This window comes from Sphingomonas sp. (assembly GCF_035758555.1).
GTDB lineage: Bacteria > Pseudomonadota > Alphaproteobacteria > Sphingomonadales > Sphingomonadaceae > Sphingomonas_B.
Genome location: NZ_DASTXI010000065.1, coordinates 1 through 21,292 on the forward strand (window position 1 = coordinate 1; position 21,292 = coordinate 21,292).

At 66.5% G+C, this 21,292-nt stretch carries 21 protein-coding genes; 4 read left to right on the forward strand and 17 right to left on the reverse strand.

Going from position 1 to position 21,292, the window contains the following annotated elements; genetic code table 11:
• The 4 genes from VFT73_RS03925 to VFT73_RS03940 all read right to left on the reverse strand — a co-directional run.
• A partial coding sequence (locus VFT73_RS03925; RefSeq protein WP_326408854.1) for an ABC transporter permease occupies window positions 1–1,098 on the reverse strand: 1,098 nt, incomplete at its 3' end.
• Window positions 1,099–1,127: 29 nt separating this feature from the next.
• Window positions 1,128–1,808 (reverse strand): ABC transporter ATP-binding protein, encoded by a 681-nt coding sequence (locus VFT73_RS03930; RefSeq protein WP_157027465.1) that lies wholly within the window; start codon window positions 1,806–1,808, stop codon window positions 1,128–1,130.
• A gap of 11 nt (window positions 1,809–1,819) precedes the next feature.
• Window positions 1,820–3,121, reverse strand: a complete 1,302-nt coding sequence (locus VFT73_RS03935) for an efflux RND transporter periplasmic adaptor subunit (protein WP_326408855.1) — start codon at window positions 3,119–3,121, stop codon at window positions 1,820–1,822.
• 170 nt (window positions 3,122–3,291) lie between these two features.
• Entirely contained in the window at window positions 3,292–3,432 is a 141-nt protein-coding gene (locus VFT73_RS03940; protein WP_326408856.1) for a hypothetical protein, read from the reverse strand.
• Between the two features lie 150 nt (window positions 3,433–3,582).
• On the opposite strand from VFT73_RS03940, the gene VFT73_RS03945 reads away from it, so the two are divergent.
• Genes VFT73_RS03945 through VFT73_RS03955 form a run of 3 tightly spaced genes read left to right on the forward strand, consistent with a single transcriptional unit; the run spans window position 3,583 to window position 6,719 of the window.
• A complete protein-coding gene (locus tag VFT73_RS03945) occupies window positions 3,583–5,016 on the forward strand; it encodes a sigma-54 dependent transcriptional regulator (RefSeq protein ID WP_326408857.1) in 1,434 nt (477 codons plus the stop codon).
• Entirely contained in the window at window positions 5,006–6,364 is a 1,359-nt protein-coding gene (locus VFT73_RS03950) for a sensor histidine kinase (RefSeq protein ID WP_326408858.1), read from the forward strand. The genes VFT73_RS03945 and VFT73_RS03950 overlap by 11 nt, the downstream gene beginning before the upstream one ends.
• 55 nt (window positions 6,365–6,419) lie before the next feature.
• Window positions 6,420–6,719: a hypothetical protein gene (locus tag VFT73_RS03955; RefSeq protein WP_326408859.1), complete on the forward strand. Its 300-nt coding sequence runs from the start codon at window positions 6,420–6,422 to the stop codon at window positions 6,717–6,719.
• Here the strand turns inward: VFT73_RS03955 and VFT73_RS03960 are convergent.
• Window positions 6,710–7,888 carry a hypothetical protein gene (locus VFT73_RS03960; protein WP_326408860.1) on the reverse strand — a complete coding sequence of 393 codons (1,179 nt, stop codon included), beginning with the start codon at window positions 7,886–7,888 and terminating at the stop codon, window positions 6,710–6,712. The genes VFT73_RS03955 and VFT73_RS03960 overlap by 10 nt on opposite strands.
• Before the next feature lie 57 nt (window positions 7,889–7,945).
• Window positions 7,946–8,242, reverse strand: coding sequence for an Hpt domain-containing protein (locus tag VFT73_RS03965; protein WP_326408861.1), 297 nt, complete (start codon window positions 8,240–8,242; stop codon window positions 7,946–7,948).
• A 143-nt stretch (window positions 8,243–8,385) separates the two neighbouring features.
• Between VFT73_RS03965 and VFT73_RS03970 the strand changes: the two genes are divergently transcribed.
• Window positions 8,386–10,596, forward strand: a complete 2,211-nt coding sequence (locus VFT73_RS03970; protein WP_326408862.1) for a hypothetical protein — start codon at window positions 8,386–8,388, stop codon at window positions 10,594–10,596.
• Between the two features lie 5 nt (window positions 10,597–10,601).
• On the opposite strand, the gene VFT73_RS03975 is transcribed toward VFT73_RS03970, so the two are convergent.
• The 11 genes from VFT73_RS03975 to VFT73_RS04025 all read right to left on the reverse strand — a co-directional run.
• On the reverse strand, window positions 10,602–10,874 hold the full coding sequence (locus VFT73_RS03975; protein WP_326408863.1) for a DUF1467 family protein: 273 nt from the start codon (window positions 10,872–10,874) through the stop codon (window positions 10,602–10,604).
• 17 nt (window positions 10,875–10,891) lie between these two features.
• Window positions 10,892–12,529 (reverse strand): ribonuclease J, encoded by a 1,638-nt coding sequence (locus tag VFT73_RS03980; protein WP_326408864.1) that lies wholly within the window; start codon window positions 12,527–12,529, stop codon window positions 10,892–10,894.
• A 150-nt stretch (window positions 12,530–12,679) separates the two neighbouring features.
• Window positions 12,680–13,459, reverse strand: coding sequence for a type III pantothenate kinase (locus tag VFT73_RS03985; protein WP_326408865.1), 780 nt, complete (start codon window positions 13,457–13,459; stop codon window positions 12,680–12,682).
• Between the two features lie 11 nt (window positions 13,460–13,470).
• Entirely contained in the window at window positions 13,471–14,172 is a 702-nt protein-coding gene (locus tag VFT73_RS03990; protein WP_326408866.1) for a biotin--[acetyl-CoA-carboxylase] ligase, read from the reverse strand.
• A 91-nt stretch (window positions 14,173–14,263) separates the two neighbouring features.
• Window positions 14,264–15,709 carry an NADH-quinone oxidoreductase subunit NuoN gene (gene nuoN, locus VFT73_RS03995; RefSeq protein ID WP_326408867.1) on the reverse strand — a complete coding sequence of 482 codons (1,446 nt, stop codon included), beginning with the start codon at window positions 15,707–15,709 and terminating at the stop codon, window positions 14,264–14,266.
• 126 nt (window positions 15,710–15,835) lie between these two features.
• The gene (locus VFT73_RS04000) at window positions 15,836–17,377 is read right to left on the reverse strand and encodes an NADH-quinone oxidoreductase subunit M (protein ID WP_326408868.1); all 1,542 of its coding nucleotides are present in this window, start codon (window positions 17,375–17,377) and stop codon (window positions 15,836–15,838) included.
• Complete coding sequence (nuoL, locus tag VFT73_RS04005) at window positions 17,374–19,407, reverse strand: NADH-quinone oxidoreductase subunit L (protein WP_326408869.1); 2,034 nt, start codon at window positions 19,405–19,407, stop codon at window positions 17,374–17,376. Before nuoL ends, VFT73_RS04000 begins: the two co-directional genes overlap by 4 nt.
• Complete coding sequence (nuoK, locus tag VFT73_RS04010) at window positions 19,404–19,709, reverse strand: NADH-quinone oxidoreductase subunit NuoK (RefSeq protein ID WP_326408870.1); 306 nt, start codon at window positions 19,707–19,709, stop codon at window positions 19,404–19,406. The genes nuoL and nuoK overlap by 4 nt, the downstream gene beginning before the upstream one ends.
• Window positions 19,710–19,809: 100 nt before the next feature.
• Window positions 19,810–20,421 (reverse strand): NADH-quinone oxidoreductase subunit J, encoded by a 612-nt coding sequence (locus tag VFT73_RS04015; protein WP_326408872.1) that lies wholly within the window; start codon window positions 20,419–20,421, stop codon window positions 19,810–19,812.
• Between the two features lie 15 nt (window positions 20,422–20,436).
• On the reverse strand, window positions 20,437–20,922 hold the full coding sequence (gene nuoI, locus VFT73_RS04020; RefSeq protein WP_326408874.1) for an NADH-quinone oxidoreductase subunit NuoI: 486 nt from the start codon (window positions 20,920–20,922) through the stop codon (window positions 20,437–20,439).
• Window positions 20,919–21,292: complex I subunit 1 family protein (locus VFT73_RS04025; protein ID WP_326408875.1), on the reverse strand; the 374-nt coding region annotated here is incomplete at its 5' end. The genes nuoI and VFT73_RS04025, both read right to left, overlap by 4 nt.

Below are 21,292 nucleotides of genomic sequence, written 5' to 3' on the forward strand. Positions count from 1 at the left end.
GATATAGGGCAGGCTCAGTTCCGCCAGTGCCAGCGCGATCAGCATCGACAGGCCGACGATCAGCAGCGATTCGCCGAGGAATTGCGCGATCAGCTGCCGTCGCGCCGCCCCCGCAAGCTTGCGCAGCGCCACTTCACGCGCCCGCTGCCCTGCCCTCGCGGTCGCCAGGTTCACGAAATTGGCGACCGCGATGCCAAGGATCAGCAGCGCAATGACGGCGAACGTGACCACCGTCGTGCGATCGTTGTTCGGCCGCTCCGGATCGCCGCCCGACGCGCCCGACAGATGGACGTCGCGCACATTGACCAGCCGCCAGTCGAAATCGTCGCCCTCGCTGACCATCGCGCCGCCGACGTTGCGCGACGGGATGTTGCGCTTCTCCCACGCCGGCAGGCCGGCGGTAATCGGCTCGGGCGATGCGCCCGGCCTCAGCTTCAGATAGACGAAGCCGTTCACGCAGCCCCAGGTGCAGCTCGCCGCATCGTCGGGGTCGATCTTCGTCACCAGCCCGAACTTCATATGGCTGTGGCGCGGCAGGTCCTCGAACACGCCCGTCACGCGCATCTCGACCTTCTCGTCGCGCTTGATGCGGGTGACGGTGCGGCCCAGCACGTCGTCGGTTCCGAACTGCTTGATCGCTTCGGCGCGGCTCATCACCAGGCTGTTCGCCTCATCGAGCGCGTGGCGCGGATCGCCGCGCAGGAACGGCACGGTGATAACCTGGAAGAAGGCGGGATCGGCGGCGAGCATGTCGGCAAAGACAGGCTGTCCGTCGCGCAGGAACACCGGCCGTTCGCCGTCGGCGCGCACCGCCGCTTCGATCTGCGGGAAGTCCTTGGCCAGCGGGACGGCGGCCGCACCTTCCGATTCCTGCTGGATCGTGCGGACGCCAGTTTCCGGATCGGTGTGGATCAGCTGGACTTGATAGGTGCGGTCGGCGTCCTCCAGCCAATCGTCATAGGTCAGCTCATAGCGGACGTAGAGGAGCAGAACGATGCACGCGGCCAGCCCGATCGCCAGCCCGAAGATATTGATGAACGCATAGGTCCGGTTCTTCTGCAATGCCCGAAGCCCGGCGATCAGATTGCTGCGCCACATCGTCCCCTACCCCTTTCCTCCCCGTCGGATCAGGCGGCGCGGCGGCGTTCCACCAGCACCTTGCCGTCCAGCATGTTGACCACGCGGCCGGCGTAATCGGCGTGCGCGGGCGAGTGGGTGACCATCACGATGGTCGAGCCTTCCGCGTTCAGCTTCTGGAGCATCCGCATGACCTCTTCGCCGTGCTGGGTGTCGAGGTTGCCGGTCGGCTCGTCGGCCAGGATCAGCTTCGGCTCGCCGACCACCGCGCGCGCAACGGCGACGCGCTGCTGCTGGCCGCCCGAAAGCTGGCTCGGCCGGTGCTTGGCGCGGTGGGCGATGCCGACCTTGTCCATCACGGCCTCGACCCGCTGCTTGCGCTCGGATGACGGAATGTCGTGGTAGAGCAGCGCCAGCTCGACATTCTCGCGCACTGAGAGCTCGTCGATCAGGTTGAAGCTCTGGAAGATGAAGCCGATGTGCTTCTTGCGGATGTCGGCCAGCTTCGATTCCGGCAGCCCCGCCACTTCGCCGCCGTTGAAGACGTAGGAACCGCTCGACGGGCTGTCGAGCATGCCGATCACGTTCAACAGCGTCGACTTGCCGCAGCCGGACGGCCCCATGATCGCGACGAATTCGCCGTCCGCTATGTCGAGGTCGATCCGATCGAGCGCGGTCGTCTCGACGGTGTCGGTGCGGTAGACTCGCGACAGTTCGCGCATACTCAGCATGTGGCTTCCTTTCACTTCTGCTGGAGGTCGAGCCGGTCCTTGTCGGCGAAACCGGTGTAGGGAGAGGTCAGGACTTTCTCACCGGGCTGCAGCCCGTCGAGCACTTCGATGAAGTCGGCGTTGCGGCGGCCCAGGCGGACGTTGCGCTTCACCGCTTCCTTGCCGTCGTCGGTCACCACGAACACCCAGGCGCCGCCGGTATCGTTGTAGAAGCTGCCGTTCGGGATCAGCAGCGCCGGCGTCGGATCGCCGAGCGTCAGCTTCGCCTGAAGCGTCTGGCCGCGCTGGATTCCGTCGGGCTGATCGCCCTGGAACTCCAGATCGACCTCGAATTGGCCGTTTCTGACCTGCGGATAGATTTTCGTGACCTTCAGCTGATAGGTCTTGCCGCCCTGGTCGATGGTCGCCTTCTGCCCGACCGCCACGCGGCCGAGATAGAATTCGTCGACGCCGGCGATCAGCTTGTTCGCGCCGGGGCTGTCGATCTGGCCGATCCGCTCGCCGCGGTTCATCGACTGGCCGACCTGGATGTCGAAGCCGGAGAGCTGCCCCGAAACCGGCGCGCGCAGCTTCAGCGATTCAAGGTTCAGCCGCGCCAGGTCGAGGCTGGTGCTCATCGACGCGGAGGACTTCCGCAGCTGTGCGAGCTGGCTCGATTGCAGCCGCTCGTCGGTCGCCTGGGTCCGGCGAAGAACCTCGTAGCGCTGCCGCTGATATTCGAGATCGTCCTTGGTATCCGCGAATTGCTTGGCCGGGATGAAGCCGCGCTTGGCGAGCGGGGCCTCGCGCCGGTACTGGCGTTCCGCCTTCTCGAGCGCGAGCTTCGCTTCCAGCAGGTTGCGCTCGTCGCTCATCCGCGTCTGGGCGAGCGCCAGCTCCTGGCTGCGCATCGAGTTCAGCTCGCGCGACACGTCGGTCTGGCGCGCAAGCACCGACAGCTGCAACTCCGGATTCGACAGCACCGCCAGCAGCTGCCCCTTCTGGACGTTGGCGCCGTCCTCGACCAGCTTTTCCTCGACGCGGCCGCCTTCGACCGAATCGAGATAGATGGTCAGCAACGGCGTCACCCGCGCGCGCAGCGGCAGGAAATCGTCGAACGTGCCGCGCTGGACCGTCGAGACGGTGACGCGGTCGGCGGCGACGGTCTGCGAGTTGCCGCTCGGCGCATAGGCGTAGAAAGCGATGCCGGCGATCGCCAGCGCGCCGGCGGCCACGCCCGCCTTGATCTTGGTCGGAATGCCGCGCCGCTCGACGACCTTGTCCATCGCGCCGCCGCTCACCGGCTCGCGGGGCGACTGCGGCTCAGAACTCATTCGAACAACGCTCATTCAGGTCTCCACTCAGGCTGGCAGCAAGCATCATGCCATTCACGAAAACAGTTGTAGTCGAGAGAGCGGCCGCGCAGACCGGCGGCCATCCTGTTCGGAAGCGAACAGAAGTGTCCGATCCCGAACAGGCCGATCCCGCACCGGAACCTCGCGGCTCAAACGAGCACCGGCCGCTGGTCGGCATGAAGGCACGCGACGGTGCCCGCACTGGCCGGTTGCGGCGCGACGGTTACAAATGTAGTCAAAGCCGCGGCGACCGTCGCCGCAAACGCGAAGGACAGGCGAATCTTGATCATGGCTCGGCTCCTGAAAGCTGTTCCCCCGGACCCATTGCCCGGCTGCGAAATGCTCAGCGAAAGCCGTGCCAGACAGGCGGAATCGGCAGTTTTCGGTCATTTCTCAAAATTCCCTTCCGTGCCAGCTGTTTTATGTGCATCATACACCAGATGGGTCAATGTCCGGATTCGGACAGGGACTGTGCGGAGCCGGACGCAGTGAGCAGCAAGCCTTTCGATCTCGCCCTGGTCGTCGACGACGATCCGGACATTCTGCTCGCCGCGCGCCTGTTGCTGCGCGACATGTTTGCTGAGGTGATCGTCGCCGAGCAGCCCGATCAGGCGCTCGCCAGGACCAGCGGGCGCAACCCGGACGTCATCCTGCTCGACGCCAATTTCGCCCGCGGCGCGACCAATGCCGCGGAAGGGTTCGAGGCGCTTGCCCGGTTTCTCGAACGTGATCCGGAAGCTGTGGTCGTGATGATCACCGCGCATGGGGGAGTACAGATCGCCGTGGAAGCGATGAAGCGTGGCGCAACCGATTTCGTGTCCAAACCCTGGTCGAACGAGCGGCTGCTCGCGACGGTGCGCACCGCAGCCTCGCTCCGCCAGTCGCGGAGCGCCGTGTCGACCGAGCGGCAGAAGGCGGTCGCGATCGCGGCCCCGGCGGCCGGCGAAACGCCGCTGCTCGGCAACTCGCCGGCGATGAAGCGGGTGATGCAGCTGATCGAGCGCGCGGCGCCCACCGACGCGAATGTGCTGATCCTTGGCGAAAACGGCACCGGCAAGGAACTGGTCGCGCGCGAGCTGCACCGCCGCTCCCGCCGCGCTGACCATGTGATGCTGTCGGTCGATCTTGGCGCGATTGCCGAAACGCTGTTCGATTCAGAGCTGTTCGGCCATGTGAAGGGTGCCTTCACCGACGCCCGCGCCGACCGCGTCGGCCGGTTGCAGGCCGCGGACGGCGGCACGCTGTTCCTCGACGAGATCGGCAATCTGCCGCTGCACCTTCAGCCGAAGCTGCTGACCGCTCTCGAACAGCGCCGGGTCACGCCGGTGGGCGCAAACAAGGCGGTGCCGTTCGACGTCCGGGTGGTCGCCGCGACCAACCTGCCGCCCTCGGCGCTCGCCGACGAAAGCCGCTTCCGGCCCGACCTGCTGTTCCGGCTGAATACGGTCGAGATCGAGTTGCCGCCGCTGCGTCAGCGCCGCGAGGACATCCCGCTGCTGCTCGATCACTATCTCGGCCTCTATGCGCGCAAATACGACAAGCCGGTGGCGGCGCTTGCGCCCGACGTGCTCGGGGCGCTGACCGACTATGACTGGCCGGGCAACGTCCGTGCGCTGCGCCACGCCGCCGAACGCGCGGTGATCCTGTCCGATGGCGGCCCGCTTTCGATCGACGATTTCTCGATCCGGCGCCATGCCGGGCATATTCCGGTCGTCACGGTCGAATCAGCCGGCGACCTGAATCTCGAACGGGCCGAAAAGCAGATGATCGAGCGGGCGCTGCAGAAGCATTCGTACAATATCTCGCTCGCGGCGAACGAGCTCGGCCTCACCCGCGCGTCTCTCTATCGCCGCATGGAGAAGCATGCCCTCTGACGGCCCCGGCTTCCGCGGCCAGTTTGCGCTGGGGCTGGCCTGGCGCATGCTGTTGTTGCTGGCCATGCTGGCAGCTTTTGCGGCGTCGCTGGCCGCTGCCAATCTTGGCGCGGCGCGGATCATCGCTGCTGCGCTGGTTGTCGCCGCTGCCATTGGCTTGTGGAACTATATTCAGCGGACCAACCTCGAAATCGCGCGCTTCGTCGAGGCGATCCGTTTCGGCGACATGTCGGCCAGCTTCGCGCGGCCGGAGGCCGGCTCCGGCTTCGAAGCGCTGGGCGCGGCACTCGATTCGGGCATTCGCGCGCTTCGCGACGAGCGCTCGCGAATGGCGGACGAAAGCCGCTTCTACCAGGCGATCGTCGACGACCTGCCGATCGCACTGCTGCTGGTCGATCCCGAGGAGCGGGTCGAGCCGGTTGGCAAGACCGCGCGGCGGATGTTCGGCGCGCTATCCGGCGTGCGCGTCGATGATTACGCCCAGTTCGGCGCCGGCTTCGCCCAGTGCCTGCGTGGGCTGCAGCCGGGGCAGCGCCAGCTGGTGACGATGACGCTGGAAGGCGGCCAGGCGCAGCGCGTTCTGCTGCGGGTCGCCGCGGTTCACCGGCTCGGCGGCTCGCACCGCGTGATTACCGTCCAGCCGATCCAGGAAGCGCTGAACGCCGTCGAGATCGCGACGCAGAGCGACCTGGTCCGCGTGCTGACGCACGAGATCATGAACTCGATGACGCCGGTGACGTCGCTCGCCCGGACCGCCGCCGACCTGATGGCAGACGCGGATACCGGCAAGGACGAGACGATCGCGGATGCCCGTGCTGCTGTCGAAACGCTCGCTCGCCGCGCCGACGGCGTCATGCATTTCGTCGAAAGCTACCGCCAGATCAGCCGCACGCCGCAGGTCAACCGACAGGTCTTCGTCGCTGCGTCGTTCGGAGACGAGCTGAGGCGGCTGTTCCAGGCAGACTGGCCGGCGGAGCGGATCGGCTTCGACCTGTCGGTCCAGCCCGAGACTATGATGCTGGATGCCGATCCCGACCTGCTTGCCCAGGTGCTGATCAACCTGCTCAGAAACGGCGCGGATGCCGCCGAGACGCATGGGCCCGAGCCGCGCGTGGCAGTCCGTTTCGAGGCCGCGCGCGGCGGCGGCGCCACGATCCTGGTCGACGACAATGGCCCCGGCATCCCAGAAGCCAAGCGCAGCGAGGTGTTCCTGCCCTTCTTCACCACCAAGGCCAAAGGCACCGGCGTCGGCCTCAGCCTCGCCCGGCAGATCGTGCTGGCGCACGACGGTACGATCGCGATCGAGCAGAGCGACCTTGGCGGCGCGCGCTTCCGCATCGTTCTCTGACACTTGCGCGACCTTGTGAGCGTTCTATCGTTCCCCCGATAATAGGGGAGCGCGCATGGGATACGCCGAAGACAAACGGGTGCATGATTCGATCGAGCTGGTCGGCATGCGTGCGCAGGCGACGACGGTCGGTTTGATCCAGCTGACGATCGAGCTGCACCGCGCCAATCTGCTGGATCAGCCGGCGATCGACCGCATCAAGGAAGCGATCGCAAACGAAATCTCGCTCAATCGCCCGAAATCGGTGTCGGCCGAGAATTTCGACGAGCATTTGCGCGAACGTCTCGACCGGCTCTTCTCCGGCGAAGACCCGGTCGGCCAGGTGACGCCGGAGACGATAGGCCCTCAGGACTGACGGCGCGTCAGCCGCTGCACGGCCAACAGCGACGCAAAGGCGAGCGCAGCCTGCGCGGCGAGGCCGGTGGGCCACCAGCCGAAGGCGGCGAACGGCGCGAACAGCCAGATGAGCAGGTCGGGTTCGGCAAGCCAGCCCGGCCGGCGCGTCGGCTTGCCGATCCAGCGCTGGTGTTCCAGCAATGCCGTCATGCCGCCAAGCGTCGCTGCGGCGAGCACGAGCGTGCCCCAGCCGAAGTCGCGAAGGTTCCACCCCAGCGCCAGCAGCGCCGCGCTGGCCGCGCCGTAGCGCAGCTGCATCCAGCGGCGATGATCCTTGCGCAGCCGCATCGTCAGCGCGCCGAGTTGCCGGCCAAGCACATCGACCGGGCCGGAAAGCATCGCCAGCACCAGCCCCGGCCAGCGCCAGCCGCCAATGAAGGAGAGCGCGGCCAGCATCAGCAGCGCCGAGGCACCGCCGCGCAGCCAGGCAGGATCGATCATCGCCGCCATTGCCCGGGGGGCAAGCGCGCGCGCAATGGGATCGAAAACCCAGCGGTCGAGCAGCCCGGTCGGGCGCCGCACCGCGGCCTGGCTGATCGCCTGCTCGGTCGCCAAAGCCGCCGCCGGATCCGCGACTTGCGCGAGCAACGGCCCGGGCTCCAGCGGTACACGCTCCGCGCCGGCTTGCACCGCATTGCGTAGCAGCGTCGATTGCAGGTCCCAATCGCCGAGCATCCGCGCCGTCCGCCGCACCAGCTCGCCGTCGACGAGCAGCAGCCCGGCCCAGCGGGCGCTCGCGTCGATCAGCTCCCATGCGCGCGTATCGGGCGCATCCGGGATGGTGAGGATCGCCGGCGGGGCCGCTTCGAGCAGCCGTTCGGCCGCGCCCGTATCGGTGACGACGCCATCGCCCATCACCAGCAGCCGGTCGTCCGGCCGCAGCCGTTGAGCGACTTCATCGACCCGGCGTAGGATTTCGATGACGATGCCGTCACGCCGCAGCCGGGCCGACGCAGCCGCCAGGCCTTGCGGCAATCGCTCGGCGATCGCGATGATGCGTTCGGCGCCTGCTTCTATGAGCAATCGCGCCTGTTGTTCCAGCACGGTCTGGCCTGCGACCGGCAATTCCGCGCGCAGTCCGGCGCCGCCTGCGACATCCTCGCAAGCGATGATCAGTCCGGTCAGCATGGCACGCCCCGCATCGGGGCTTTCGTTAGGCGGTAATCGCCGCCGGCAAAAGGCCGCTTAGAGCGTCAGGACGGCCAAACCGCGCTCGACCCCGGCAAGCACGTCGGCGTCGCCGCGGCGCGCTTCCGCCGCCCGCCCCGCCTCGGCCATCAGTGACGTTGCGCCGAAACTCGCAGCAAGCCCCTTCAGCCGCAGGCCCGCCTCGCGCCAATCGGCATCGCTGGATGCGCGGCGCATCGCGTCGAAATGGCGCGTCGCGCTGTCGAGGAAAGCGCCGCGCAGCTCCGCGACGAGCGCCTGGTCGTCGCCGACCGCAGCGGCGAGCGAGGTGTGGAGGGCCTGTTCGAACGACATGGAATGCAGGCTTATCCCCGAAAACCTTAAGGGCCGGTAACCCGCCCTTGTTCTCACCCCGACAAAAGCTGGTATGTTCCGCGCCTATGAGCGGGTCGAAAAAAGTCGTGGGCCTGAGGCCCGAACATGAAGAAGAGCTGATCGTGGAAGACGCGGCGCCGGTTTACGCAGCTGCCGAGGAAGACGATGTGCCGCCTCGCCGGAGCCTTGTCGGCGTGGCGATCGCGATCCTGCTGGCGCTGCTGGCGATTGCCTGGACCGCCTTCGTGACCTGGAGTGTCGTCGCCGGGCCGGACGTCTATGCCAATCTGGCGATGGTGATCGGCGCCGCGAGCGCCCCGCTGGCGCTGATCGGCATCGCCGCATTGCTGACGCTGCGCACCAGCCGGCGCGAGGCGCACCGTTTCCTGTCCACGGCGCACGGCATGCGTGCCGAATCTGCACGCCTCGAGGCGCGGATCGGCGAACTCACCGCACGGATCGAAGCCAATCGCGAAGCCTTGGCCGACCAGACCATCCAGCTGACCCAGATCGGCGAGGAAGCGGCCGCCCGGCTCGCCAATGTGACCGCGACGTTCCGCCAGGACGGCGAAGCGCTTGACCGGCATGCGGGCTCGCTCTCGCAATCGGCAAGTGCGGCGAGCACCGAGCTGAACGCGCTGCTGGCCAGCCTGCCCAAGGCGCAGGAGCAGACGGACGGCATCGCCGCGGCCCTCGCCCAGGCCGGCGACGCCGCGATCGGACAAGCCAATGCCCTTGAGGCCCGGCTCGAATCCCTCGGCGCACGCGGCAGGGAAGCCGACGAGATCGCAAACGGCGCCGCCGAAAAGCTGGCAGCGCATCTGGCGCAGATGGAAGCGTCCGGCGAGTCGGCGCGCGCGCAGCTCGATGCGGCCGCCGGGCAAATGACGGAGGCGGTCCAGTCTGCGCTCGCTCGCGCTGCCGAAGCGCTCGAGGAGGCGCGTCGGAGCGTCGAGGCGCAGGGCGCGGCGATGCTGGCGATGGTCGACCAGTCCAGGGCGGCCCTGGACACCACCGGCACCCAGTCCGCCGAGGCGCTGGGCTCACGGATCGCCGAAATCGGCACGCTGGTCGACGGGCTCGGCCGCAGCATCGGCGTGCATGACGAGACCGGGCGCGCGCTCGTCGAGCGCTTGTCGACTGGTATGGCCGAGATCGAGCAGCGGCTCGAACGGCTGGACCAGAGCGGCACCGCCCGCACCGAGCAGCTCGCCGCGGCCATTGCCGCGCTCGGCGAGAATGCCGACAGGCTGTCCACTTCGCTCGCAGGTGCCGGCGATGCCGCCGACAGCTTCATCGCGCGCAGCGAGGCGCTGCTGACGGCACTCGACGCCAGCGCGCGCGAAATCGACGAAACGCTGCCCGCTGCCCTCGCGCGCCTCGACGGCTTTGCCGAGGCGAGCCGCGGCCGGATCGAGGCGATGCGGCCCGAGGTCGGCGGGATCGAAGCCGGCGCGACCGCCGCGCTCGATCGACTCGCCCAGACCGAGAAGCTGCTCCAGCAGCAGCGTGAAGCGATCGAGCTGTTCGGTCAGGCCGCCGACCGCCAGCTTCAGTCCGGCAAGCGCAGCGTTGGCGAGCTTTCCGCTGCGATCGATGCCGCGCAGGGGCAGATGGCGTCGGTTGCGGACGGCTCAGGCCCGCAGCTGATCGACGTGATGCTGCGCGTCCGCGACGCCGCCAATCAGGCTGCCGAGCGCGCCCGCGAAACGTTCGAGCGCATCGTGCCGCAGGCCGCAGCCTCGATCGGCCATGCGACCGACAAGGCGATCCAGGACGTTGTCGCCGCCCGCGTCGAGAAGCAGGTCGCATCGGTGGCGGAGGCGGCCGAACGCGCCGTCGCGGCCGCCAACGCCGCCGCGGTCCAGCTGCAGGATCAGATGGCCGCGGTGGAGCAGAGCGCTGCGGCAATCGAGACGCGGGTCGAAACGGCGCGCGAACAGGCCGACGACATCAACCGCGAGGGCTTTGCACGGCGCGCGGCGCTGCTGATGGAAGCGCTCAACTCGACAGCGATCGACGTCGCCAAGATCCTGTCGAACGAAGTCACCGACAGCGCTTGGGCAGCCTATCTGAAGGGCGATCGCGGCGTCTTCACCCGTCGCGCGGTGCGGCTGCTGGAGGCGGGCGAGAGCCGCGCGATCCAGTCCTATTATGAAAGCGATCCGGAATTCCGCGAGCAGGTCGGCCGCTACATCCACGATTTCGAGGCGATGCTCAGGAACGTCCTCGCCACCCGCGAAGGCTCGCAGATCGCCGTCACCTTGCTGTCGTCGGACATGGGCAAGCTCTATGTCGCCCTCGCCCAGGCGATCGAGCGGCTGAGGACCTGAGGCGCTCAGTCCTTCACGGTGCCCAGATAATCCATGTCCGCGGGCGTGATCCAGCCGTTGACGTAATTGGCGTAATAGAGCCCGAACAGCACCGCCGCGACGATTGTCGTGCGCAGGACCAGCTTTCCGAAGGAATAGCCGTGCGGCGCGCTGTCGGCCTGCCCGGGCACGCGCTCGGCGCCGGCTTCCTCATGCGTGCGCACGCCGAACGGCAGCACCAGGAAGACCGACAAGGCCCAGAACAGCAGGTAGATGGCGACGATCGAAGTCCAGCGCATGACAGGTCTCTAGCCCATCACACCCGCAGAATCATCACGTCCACGACAGGCTTTTTGCCGGTCCATTCGACGGCCTTGCGGCGCACGGCGAGCCGGATCGCCTCGCGCAGCTTGTCCTCGTCCGCCGTGCCTTTTCCCGCGGCGTCCTCGGCGGCGTCGCAGGCTTCGGCGATGAAATCGTCCTTGTCTTCCTCGACCGGAATGCCCTGCAATCGGACGGCGCTGTCCTTCACGCGGCCTGCCTTGTCGAGCGCGACTGCGACCGAGATCTGGCCATAGGCGGCAATCCGGCGCCGTTCGTTGATCGTCGCGCCGTCTGCCGGCAGGATCACGTCGCCGTCGACGACCAGCCGTCCGGCACGCTCGTTGCCGATCGCCGCCGGCCCGTTCGGCGCCAGCCGCACAAGGGTACCGTTTTCCTGTACGATCGACTTCGGCACGCCCAGCTCTTCGGCGAAGCGCGCCTGCTCGGCCATGTGGCGCCGCTCGCCATGGACCGGCAGGATGATTTCCGGCCGGATCCATTTATACATCAGCGCAAGCTCGGGCCGGCCGGGATGGCCGGACACATGGACGTGCGCCTGGCGGTCGGTGATCATCCGGATATTCTTCGCCGCCAGCGCATTCTGGATGCGGCCGATCGCGATCTCGTTGCCAGGAATCTGCTTCGACGAAAAGACGACCAGGTCGCCTTCGTCCAGCTTCAGCGGATGCTGGTCGAATGCGATGCGGCCGAGCGCCGCCCGCGCCTCGCCCTGCCCGCCGGTCGCGACGATCATCACTTCGCGCGGGGGCAGCGCCATCGCGGCGTCGAAATCGATCGGCTCCGGGAAATCGCGCAGATAGCCGACGCTCTTAGCGACGCGCAGGATGCGGTCCAGCGACCGCCCGGCCACGCAGATGCGCCGGCCCGTGTCGCGCGCGACCTCGCCCAGGGTCGCAAGCCGCGCCGCGTTCGAGGCGAAGGTGGTGACCAGCACCCGTCCCGTCGCCTCGGAGATCACTGCGTCCAGCCCTTCGCGCACCGCGGCTTCGGAGCCCGAGGCGTCCTCATTGAACACGTTGGTCGAATCGCAGACCAGCGCGAGGATGCCCTTGTCGCCGATCGCTTCCAGCTCGGCGGCAGTCGAGGGCGTGCCGAGCAGCGGCTCTTCGTCCAGCTTCCAGTCGCCGGTGTGGAAGATGCGGCCGTGCGGCGTCTCGATCAGCAGCGCGTTGCCTTCGGGAATCGAGTGCGCCAGCGGCACATATTCGAAGCCAAACGGCCCCAGATGGAACTGCCCGTGCTCGCGGTCGATCACGTGCAGCTTCACCTGGTCGGAAACGCCTTCCTCCTCCAGCTTGCCGCGGATCAGCCCAGCGGTGAACGGCGTCGCATAGAGCGGTACGCCAAGGTCGGCGGCGAGGTAGGGCAGCGCACCGATATGGTCCTCGTGCCCGTGCGTCAGCACGATGCCGAGCAGGTCGTCCGCCCGCTCCTCGATGAAGCTCAGGTCGGGCAGGATCAGGTCGATGCCGGGATAGGCGGGATCTGCGAAGGTGATGCCGCAATCGACCATCACCCATTTGCCCTGGCAGCCATAGAGATTGACGTTCATCCCGATCTCGCCGGAACCGCCGAGCGCAAGGAAGAGAAGTTCGTTACCGGGGGTCATTATGTTCCTTCGTTTAGCCCTCTCCCTGCAGGGGAGAGGGACGGTCGCGAAGCGACCAGGGAGAGGGGACGAGCGCGTACCACAGCACCCTCACCCCGCTCGCGCCCGCAGGCGCGAGTCGCCCTCTCCCGTGGAGGGAGAGGGGCATGTTCAGCCCATATGGGCACGCTCCGCCAGCATCGCCAGCCAGCGCAGCGTCAGGTCGTGCTCGACCGCGTCGAACACGTCGGTGTGCTTCTCGAAAAGAATGGCAAGGCCGCCGGTCGCGATCACCTTTGCGGGGCGGCCGATCTCTGCCCTCATCCGCGCGACCAGCCCTTCGATCATCGCGATATAGCCCCAATAGATGCCGATGTTCATCTGGTCGACCGTATTGCGGCCGACGACGGAGTTTGTCGCCGGCGCCTCGATGGCGATGCGCGGCAGCTTGGCAGCGGCGCTGACCAGCGCGTCCAGCGAGAGGTTGATGCCCGGCGCGATGATCCCGCCCTTGTAGGCACCGCGATAGTCGATCCAGTCGATCGTCGAGGCGGTGCCGAAATCGACGATGATCAGGTCGCCCTCGTGCAGCGCGTGCGCTGCAATCGCGTTGACGGCGCGGTCGGCACCCAGATTCTGCGGCTCCTCGACGTCCAGATCCATACCCCATTCGACGGGCGCGCGGCCCGCGATCAGCGGCTCCGTGGCAAAATATTTGGTCGAAAGGACCTCTAGATTGTGCAGCGCGCGCGGGACGACGGTCGAGATGATGACCCGGTCGACCGCCGACCGCTCCAGCCCTTCCAGGGCCAGCAACTGCGTCAGCCACACCGCATATTCGTCACCCGTACGCCTCGCGTCAGTCGCGATCCGCCAACGCGCGCGGACTTCCCGCCCGTCAAAGAGGGCGAAGACGATGTTGGTATTCCCTGCGTCGACCGCGAGCAGCATCTTGGCCCCCTTCAGATCAGAAACACGTCGCCGGCATGGATCACTTGCACCTCGCCGGAGGCCAGGCGCAAGCGGAGTGCGCCATCGGCGTCAAGCCCGTCGAACAGCCCCTCCGTTGATCCCTGCTCCGGCAGGCGCACCGACAGCGCCGTCCCTGTCGGATGCGCGCGTTCCAGCCAGCGCCGCCGCACCGGCTCCAGCCCGGTCCGCCACACCGCCAGCCAGCGCGCAAACGCCTCCGACAGGTCGCGCAGGAACAGCCCAGGATCCGGCGCGCCCAACCCCTGTGCCGCGACGCTCGTCACGGCACGGTCGAGCCCCTCGGGATAATGCGCGAGATTGACGCCGATGCCGACCACCACTGCATCCCCGCTCCGCTCCAGCAGGATGCCGGTCAGCTTCGCATCGCCGATCAGCAGGTCGTTCGGCCATTTGATCGTGGGTTCGGCGCCATAGGCCCGCAGCACCTCGTCGAGCGCGACCGCCGCGACCATCGCCAGCGTCGCCGGGTTGGGGTCGCCAGGCCGCAGCCGGACCGGCGTGCTCGCATAGAGATTGCCCGGCGGCGAGACCCAGGCGCGACCCTGCCGCCCCCTCCCCGCCGTCTGCTCGACCGCGCGCAGCCACAGCCCCTCGCTCGCGCCCGCGGCGGCAAGCGCCAGCATGTCGGCATTGGTCGACGCAGTGGACGGGACTGTTCGAATGTCGATCATCAAAACCCGTTCGTTTCGAGCGAAGTCGAGAAACGATCAGCTCCGAAGCAAGCGCTTCTCGACTACGCTCGAAGCGAACGGAGTTAAGGACTTAGTACAGCGCCATTGCAGCTTGCGTGCTGAGCACGCCCAGCGCCGGGATCAGGAAGTAGCCAAGCGGCGAAACGGCAAGCGCCGTCGCCGCGATCAGCCCGCCTTCCAGCTTGTTCTCGACCCGGTGATAGGCCGGCGCCGGATCGTCGAAATACATCGTCTTGACGATCATCAGGTAATAGTACGCGCTGATCACCGAGGCGGCGATACCGATCGCGGCGAGCGGCCAGAGACCGGCCTTCACCGCCGCGTCGAAGACGACGAACTTGGCCCAGAAGCCGAGCAGCGGCGGCACGCCCGCCAGCGAGAACATGAAGATCGCGAACGCCGCCGCCAGCCCCGGATGGTTGCGCGACAGGCCGGACAGGCTGGCGATCGTCTCGACATTATTGCCTTCCGCATCGCGCATCTGCAGCACGACGAGGAACGAGCCCAGCGTCATGACGATGTAGATCGCCATGTACGTCATCACCGACGCGACGCCTTCCGGCCGGCCCGGCTGCACCGCGGCAAGCCCGATCAGCGCGAAGCCGACATTGTTGATCGACGAATAGGCGAGCAGCCGCTTGATGTTCTTCTGTCCGATCGCAGCGACCGCGCCGAGCACGATCGATGCAAGCGCGGAGAAGATCACGATCTGCCGCCACGCCTCGAATGCGGGGCCCATCGCTTCAACGGTCAGGCGCGCCATCAGCGCCATCGCGGCCACCTTGGGCGCAGAGGCGAAGAAGGCCGTCACTGGCGTCGGCGCGCCTTCGTACACGTCCGGCGTCCACATATGGAACGGCACGGCGCTGATCTTGAAGGCAAGACCCGCCATCGCGAACACCAGACCGAACAGCAGGCCGGTCGAAACCCCGCCCTTGCCGAACGCCGCCGCGATCGCGTCGAACTGCGTCGTGCCGGTGAAGCCATACAGCAGCGCAATGCCGTAGAGGAGGATGCCGCTCGCGAGCGCGCCCAGCACGAAATATTTGAGGCCCGCTTCGGCCGAGCGCGCGTCGCGGCGCATGAAGCTCGCCAGCACATAGGCGGCAAGGCTCTGCAGCTCCAGGCCGACATACAGCGTCAGCAGGTCGGCGGCCGAGACCATCATGCCCATGCCGACGCCGGATAGCAGCAGCAGCACCGGATATTCGGCACGCAGCTGGCCGCCGCGCCGCTCGAAGAAATCGGGCGCGAGGATCACGGAGACTGCGGCGCCGCCATAGATCAGCGCCTTGGCGAAAGCCGAAAAGGCGTCGGCCTTGTACAGCCCGCCAAAGCCGGTGCCGCCTGGATACAGCGACGCGATCAGGGCCGCGACGAACAGCAGCACCGCGACCCAGCCGATCGGGCGCGTCGCCCGGTCGCCGGCATAGGCCGCGACCATCATCAGCACGATCGCGCCGACCGAAAGGATCAGCTCGGGAAGCGTGATCAGGAGGTTCTGAGCGTAATCCATACTAAACTCGCTCGTCCCGAGCGTAGTCGAGGGGCGCTGCTCCGCGCCCGCGCCCCTCGACTGCGCGCTGCGCGCTCCGCTCGGGACGAGCGGACATGGCGGTTGATGAATGAGCGAAGCGGTGCATCAATGCGCCTCCACTTCTGCATGGACCGCGGGTATCGCCGGTTTGCCGACGGCGAAATCCGGATCGAAGCGCGGCTTGGCGCGGTCGACGCGCGCGACGATCGTGCCGATGTCGTTGCGCATCGGCGCGAGGAAGCTTTCAGGGTAGATGCCCATCCACAGCACCACGATCGCGATCGAGCCGAGGCTGATGATCTCGCGGATATTGAGATCGGGCATCGCCGCTGCGTCGGCGTTCCGCGACGTTCCGAACGCGATCCGCCAATAGAGATAGAGCATATAGGCGGCACCCAGGATGATGCCGGTGGTGCAGACGGCCGTTGCCCAGCTGCTGACCTGCCACGCGCCCATCAGCGACAGGAACTCGCCGACGAAACCGCTCGTGCCCGGCAGGCCCACCGAAGCCATGGTGAACAGCATGAACAGCAGCGCATAGCGCGGCATGTTGTTCGACAGCCCGCCATAGCGCGCGATCTCGCGCGTGTGCAGCCGGTCGTAGATCACGCCGACGCACATGAAGAGCGCGCCCGAGACGAGGCCGTGGCTCAGCATCACCATCATCGAACCTTCCAGGCCCTGGCGATTGAACGCGAACAGCCCGATCGTGACGATCGCCATGTGCGCGACCGACGAATAGGCGATCAGCTTTTTCATGTCGCTCTGCACCAGCGCGACCAGCGAGGTGTAGACGACCGCGATGCCGGAGAGGACCAGGATCACCCAGATCAGCGTCGAGGACGCCTCCGGGAACATCGGCAGCGAGAAGCGGATGAAGCCGTAGCCGCCGAGCTTCAGCAGCACGCCGGCGAGGATCACCGATCCCGCGGTCGGCGCCTGCACGTGCGCGTCGGGCAGCCAGGTATGAACCGGCCACATCGGCACCTTGACCGCGAAGCTCGCGAAGAAGGCCAGCCACAGCCAGCTCTGCGCCTCGACCGGGAAATCGGTCTGCAGCAGCGTCGGAATGTCCGTAGTGCCTGCGTAATTCGCCATCCACAGCATCGCGATCAGCATCAGCACCGACCCGAGCAGCGTGTAGAGGAAGAATTTATACGCGGCGTAGATGCGGTTGGCGCCGCCCCAGATGCCGATGATCAGGTACATCGGGATCAGGCCGGCTTCGAAGAAGATGTAGAACAGGAACAGGTCCTGCGCCGCGAAGGTGCCGATCATCAGCACCTCCATCAGCATGAATGCGGCCATATATTCGGGCACGCGCTTCTCGATCGAGGTCCAGCTGGCCAGGATGCAGATCGGCATCAGGAACAAGGTCAGCTCGATCAGCATCAGCGCGATGCCGTCGATGCCGAGCGCCCAGGCGAAGCGGTCGAACACGCCGACATGCTCCTGGAACTGCCATTGCGGCGCGCCCTGCGCGGAATCGAACGTCGCCCACAGCAGGACGCCGAGCGCCAGGTCCACCAGCGTCGCCGCCAGCGCCAGCCAGCGCGCGCCTTCGTCCTTCAGGAAAAGGCAGGCGATCCCCGCCGCCATCGGGACGGCAAGCATGATCGACAGGATCGGAAAGCCGAGCTGGTTCATCCCGCGATCGCCCAGGTGGCGGCGCCGGCGAGGCCGATCAGCATGACGAACGCATAGGTATAGACATAGCCCGACTGGAGACGAGAGCTCACCCGGCTGGTGCCCGCGACCAGGGCGGCGGCGCCATTGGGGCCGAAGCGGTCGATCGTGCCTTCGTCGCCGCGCTTCCACAGGAACCGGCCGAGCGCGAAGGCGGGTCGGACGAAGATCAGGTTATACAATTCGTCGAAATACCATTTGTTGAACAGGAAGGCGTAGAGGCCGCGGAACGTGCTGGTGAAGCGCGCCGGGACGCTCGTGTCCTTCAGATACGCGTACCAGGCGATCAGCAGGCCGACGATCCAGGCGGCCGTCGCCGAATATTTGGCCCATTCCGGCACCAGGTGCCGCGCGTGCATCAGATGCTCGTCGAAGAACAGCGAGCCTTTCCAGAAGGCGAGGCCATGCTCGGGCGACAGGAACGCCTCGTCGAACAGGAAGCCGGCGAGGAGCGCGCCCAGCGACAGCAGTGTCAGGGGCACCAGCATCGACAGCGGGCTTTCATGCGGGTGATAGCCGGCGGTTCCTTCCGGCGCATGCACCTCGTGGTGGGGGCTGTCGCCATGCTCGGCCGACGGCTCGTCATGATCACCATGCACCGCATGCTGGATATGCTCCGACGCTGCCCAGCGCGGGGTGCCGAAGAAGGTCAGGAACACCAGCCGCCACGAATAGAAGCTGGTCAGCAGCGCCGCGAACACGCCGACGGCAAAGGCGATGCCGCCCACCTGCGTGCCGCTCGCCAGCGCCGACTCGATGATCGCGTCCTTAGAATAGAAGCCGGCGAACCCGAACACGCCCGCCACGCCGACGCCGGTGATGGCGAGCGTGCCCACCATCATCGCGGTGAAGGTGATCGGAATCGACTTACGAAGCCCGCCGTAGAACCGCATGTCCTGCTCATGGTGCATCGCGTGGATCACCGAGCCGGCGCCCAGGAATAGCAAAGCCTTGAAGAAAGCGTGGGTAAACAGGTGGAACATCGCCGCGCCGTACGCGCCGACGCCCGCTGCAAAGAACATGTAGCCGAGCTGCGAGCAGGTCGAATAGGCGATCACCCGCTTGATGTCGGTCTGCGTCGTGCCGACCGTCGCTGCGAACAGGGCCGTCGCGGCGCCGACCAGCGTCACCACCGTCATCGCGACGTGGCTGGTCTCGAACATCGGCGACAGACGGCAGACCATGAACACGCCCGCCGTCACCATCGTCGCCGCGTGGATCAGGGCGGAAACCGGCGTCGGCCCTTCCATCGCGTCCGGCAACCAGGTGTGGAGGCCCAGCTGCGCTGACTTGCCCATCGCGCCGAGGAACAGCAGCAGACAGAGCAAGGTCATCGTGTCGACGCGGCCGCCCAGGAACCCGACGGTCGAGCCCGCCATTCCGGGCGCCGCCGCGAGGATCTCCGGGATCGAGACGGTGCCGAACACCAGGAAGGTGCCGAAAATGCCGAGCATGAAGCCGAAATCGCCGACGCGGTTGACGACGAACGCCTTGATCGCCGCCGCATTGGCCGAAGGCTTATGGTACCAGAAGCCGATCAGCAGATAGGAGGCAAGGCCCACCCCTTCCCAGCCGAAGAACATCTGGACCAGGTTGTCCGCCGTCACCAGCATCAGCATCGCGAAGGTGAACAGCGACAGATAGGCGAAGAAGCGCGGCTGACTGTCGTCCTCCGCCATATAGCCCCAGCTATACAGGTGGACGAGCGCGGAGACGCTGGTCACCACGACCAGCATCACCGCCGTCAGCGTGTCGACGCGCAGCGCCCAGAGGACGTTGAAGTCGTCCGACTTGATCCACTGCAGCACCGGCTCGACATGCGCGACCTCGGCGCCCGACAGGAAACCGAGGAAGATCGGCCAGCTGAGCGCGCACGACACGAACAGCGCGCCGGTCGTGATCGCCTTGGCAACGGTATTGCCAAGCGCCCGATTGCCCAGCCCGGCCACGATCGCGGCCAGGAGCGGCAGGAAAACGATTGCCTGGATCATCCCCTCAACCTGTCGACGTCGTCCACCGCGATGGTACCGCGGTTGCGAAAATAGATGACCAGGATCGCGAGCCCGATCGCCGCCTCGCCGGCAGCCACGGTCAGCACGAACATCGCGAACACCTGGCCGACCAGGTCGTGCAGATAGGCGCTGAACGCCACCAGGTTGATGTTCACGGCCAGCAGAATCAGCTCGATCGCCATCAGGATGACGATCACGTTCTTCCGGTTGAGGAAGATGCCGAGCACGCCCATCACGAACAGGATCGCGGAGACGACCAGGTAATGCTGGAGCCCGATCATTCAAAAGACTCCGTTCGTGTCGAGCGAAGTCGAGACACGCGGGTCCGGCGCAGTCGGTTCTCGACTTCGCTCGAACCGAACGGACGGGGGGTTGCTGGTATCATAGCTCCACTCCCACCCCGACCGGCTGGTTGACGAGACGCGTCGCCTCTTCCGGCCGGCGCGCGATCTGACGGCTGGCGTTCTGCGCGCGGTCGTCGCGGCGGGTGCGGTGGGTCAGCACGATCGCGCCGATCATCGCGACCAGCAGCACCAGCCCCGCCGCCTCGAACACATAGAGGTAGCGCGAATAAAGCAGCTCGCCGATCGCCTGCACGTTGGAGATTGTCGCCGGCGTCGGCCCCATGCGGTTGCCGAGTTCGATCGGCCCGGCCGCGTGCACCGCGACCGCGATCACGATCTCCGCCGCCAGCGCCACTGCCAGAACCGATCCGATGCCCAGATATTTGGTGAAGCCTGCGCGCAGCTCGGCAAAGTCGATGTCGAGCATCATCACGACGAACAGGAACAGCACCGCGACCGCACCAACATACACGATGACCAGCAGCATCGCGATGAACTCGGCGCCCAGCAGCAGCATCAGCCCGGCCGCGTTGAAGAACGCCAGGATCAGCCACAGCACCGAATGCACCGGGTTGCGCGCGGTGATCGTCAGGCCAGCGGACAGGATCATCAGGCCTGCGAACAGGTAGAAGGCGAACGCTTGGATCATGGGTTGCGGCGCCGCTTAACGGTAGGGCGCATCGGCGGCAAGGTTGCCGGCGATCGCGCGTTCCCAACGGTCCCCGTTCGCGAGCAATTTCTCCTTGGTGTAGATCAGCTCCTCGCGCGTCTCGGTCGAGAACTCCAGGTTCGGCCCCTCGACGATCGCATCGACCGGGCACGCCTCCTGGCACAGCCCGCAATAGATGCACTTCACCATGTCGATGTCGTAGCGGGTCGTGCGGCGGCTGCCGTCCTCACGCGGCTCCGACTCGATCGTGATCGCCAGCGCCGGGCACACCGCCTCGCACAGCTTGCACGCGATGCAGCGCTCTTCGCCGTTCGGATAGCGGCGCAACGCATGCTCGCCGCGGAAGCGCGGCGAGAGCGGGTTGCGCTCGTACGGATAATTGATCGTCGCCTTGGGCTTGAAGAAGTAGCGCAAGGTCAACCAGTGCGCCTTCAGGAATTCCCAAAGGGTGAAGGCCTTGACGTATTGGGCGAGGCTCATGCTGCGCCTCCGTAACGGGTGAGCATCAGGAATCCGGACACGATGAAGATCCACAGCAGCGACAGCGGCAGAAAGATTTTCCAGCCCAGCCGCATCAGCTGGTCGTAGCGATAGCGCGGCACCGTCGCCTTCACCCAGCTGAACACGAAGAAGAAAAAGAAGATCTTGGCGAACAGCCAGAGGATGCCCGGCACGGCATAGAGCGGCGCCCAGTCGACCGGGGGCAGCCAGCCGCCCCAGAACAGCACCGCGTTCAGCGCGCACATCAGCAGCACATTCGCATACTCACCGAGCCAGAACAGCGCGAACGCCATCGACGAATATTCGGTCTGGTAGCCGGCGACGAGTTCGCTTTCAGCCTCGGTCAGGT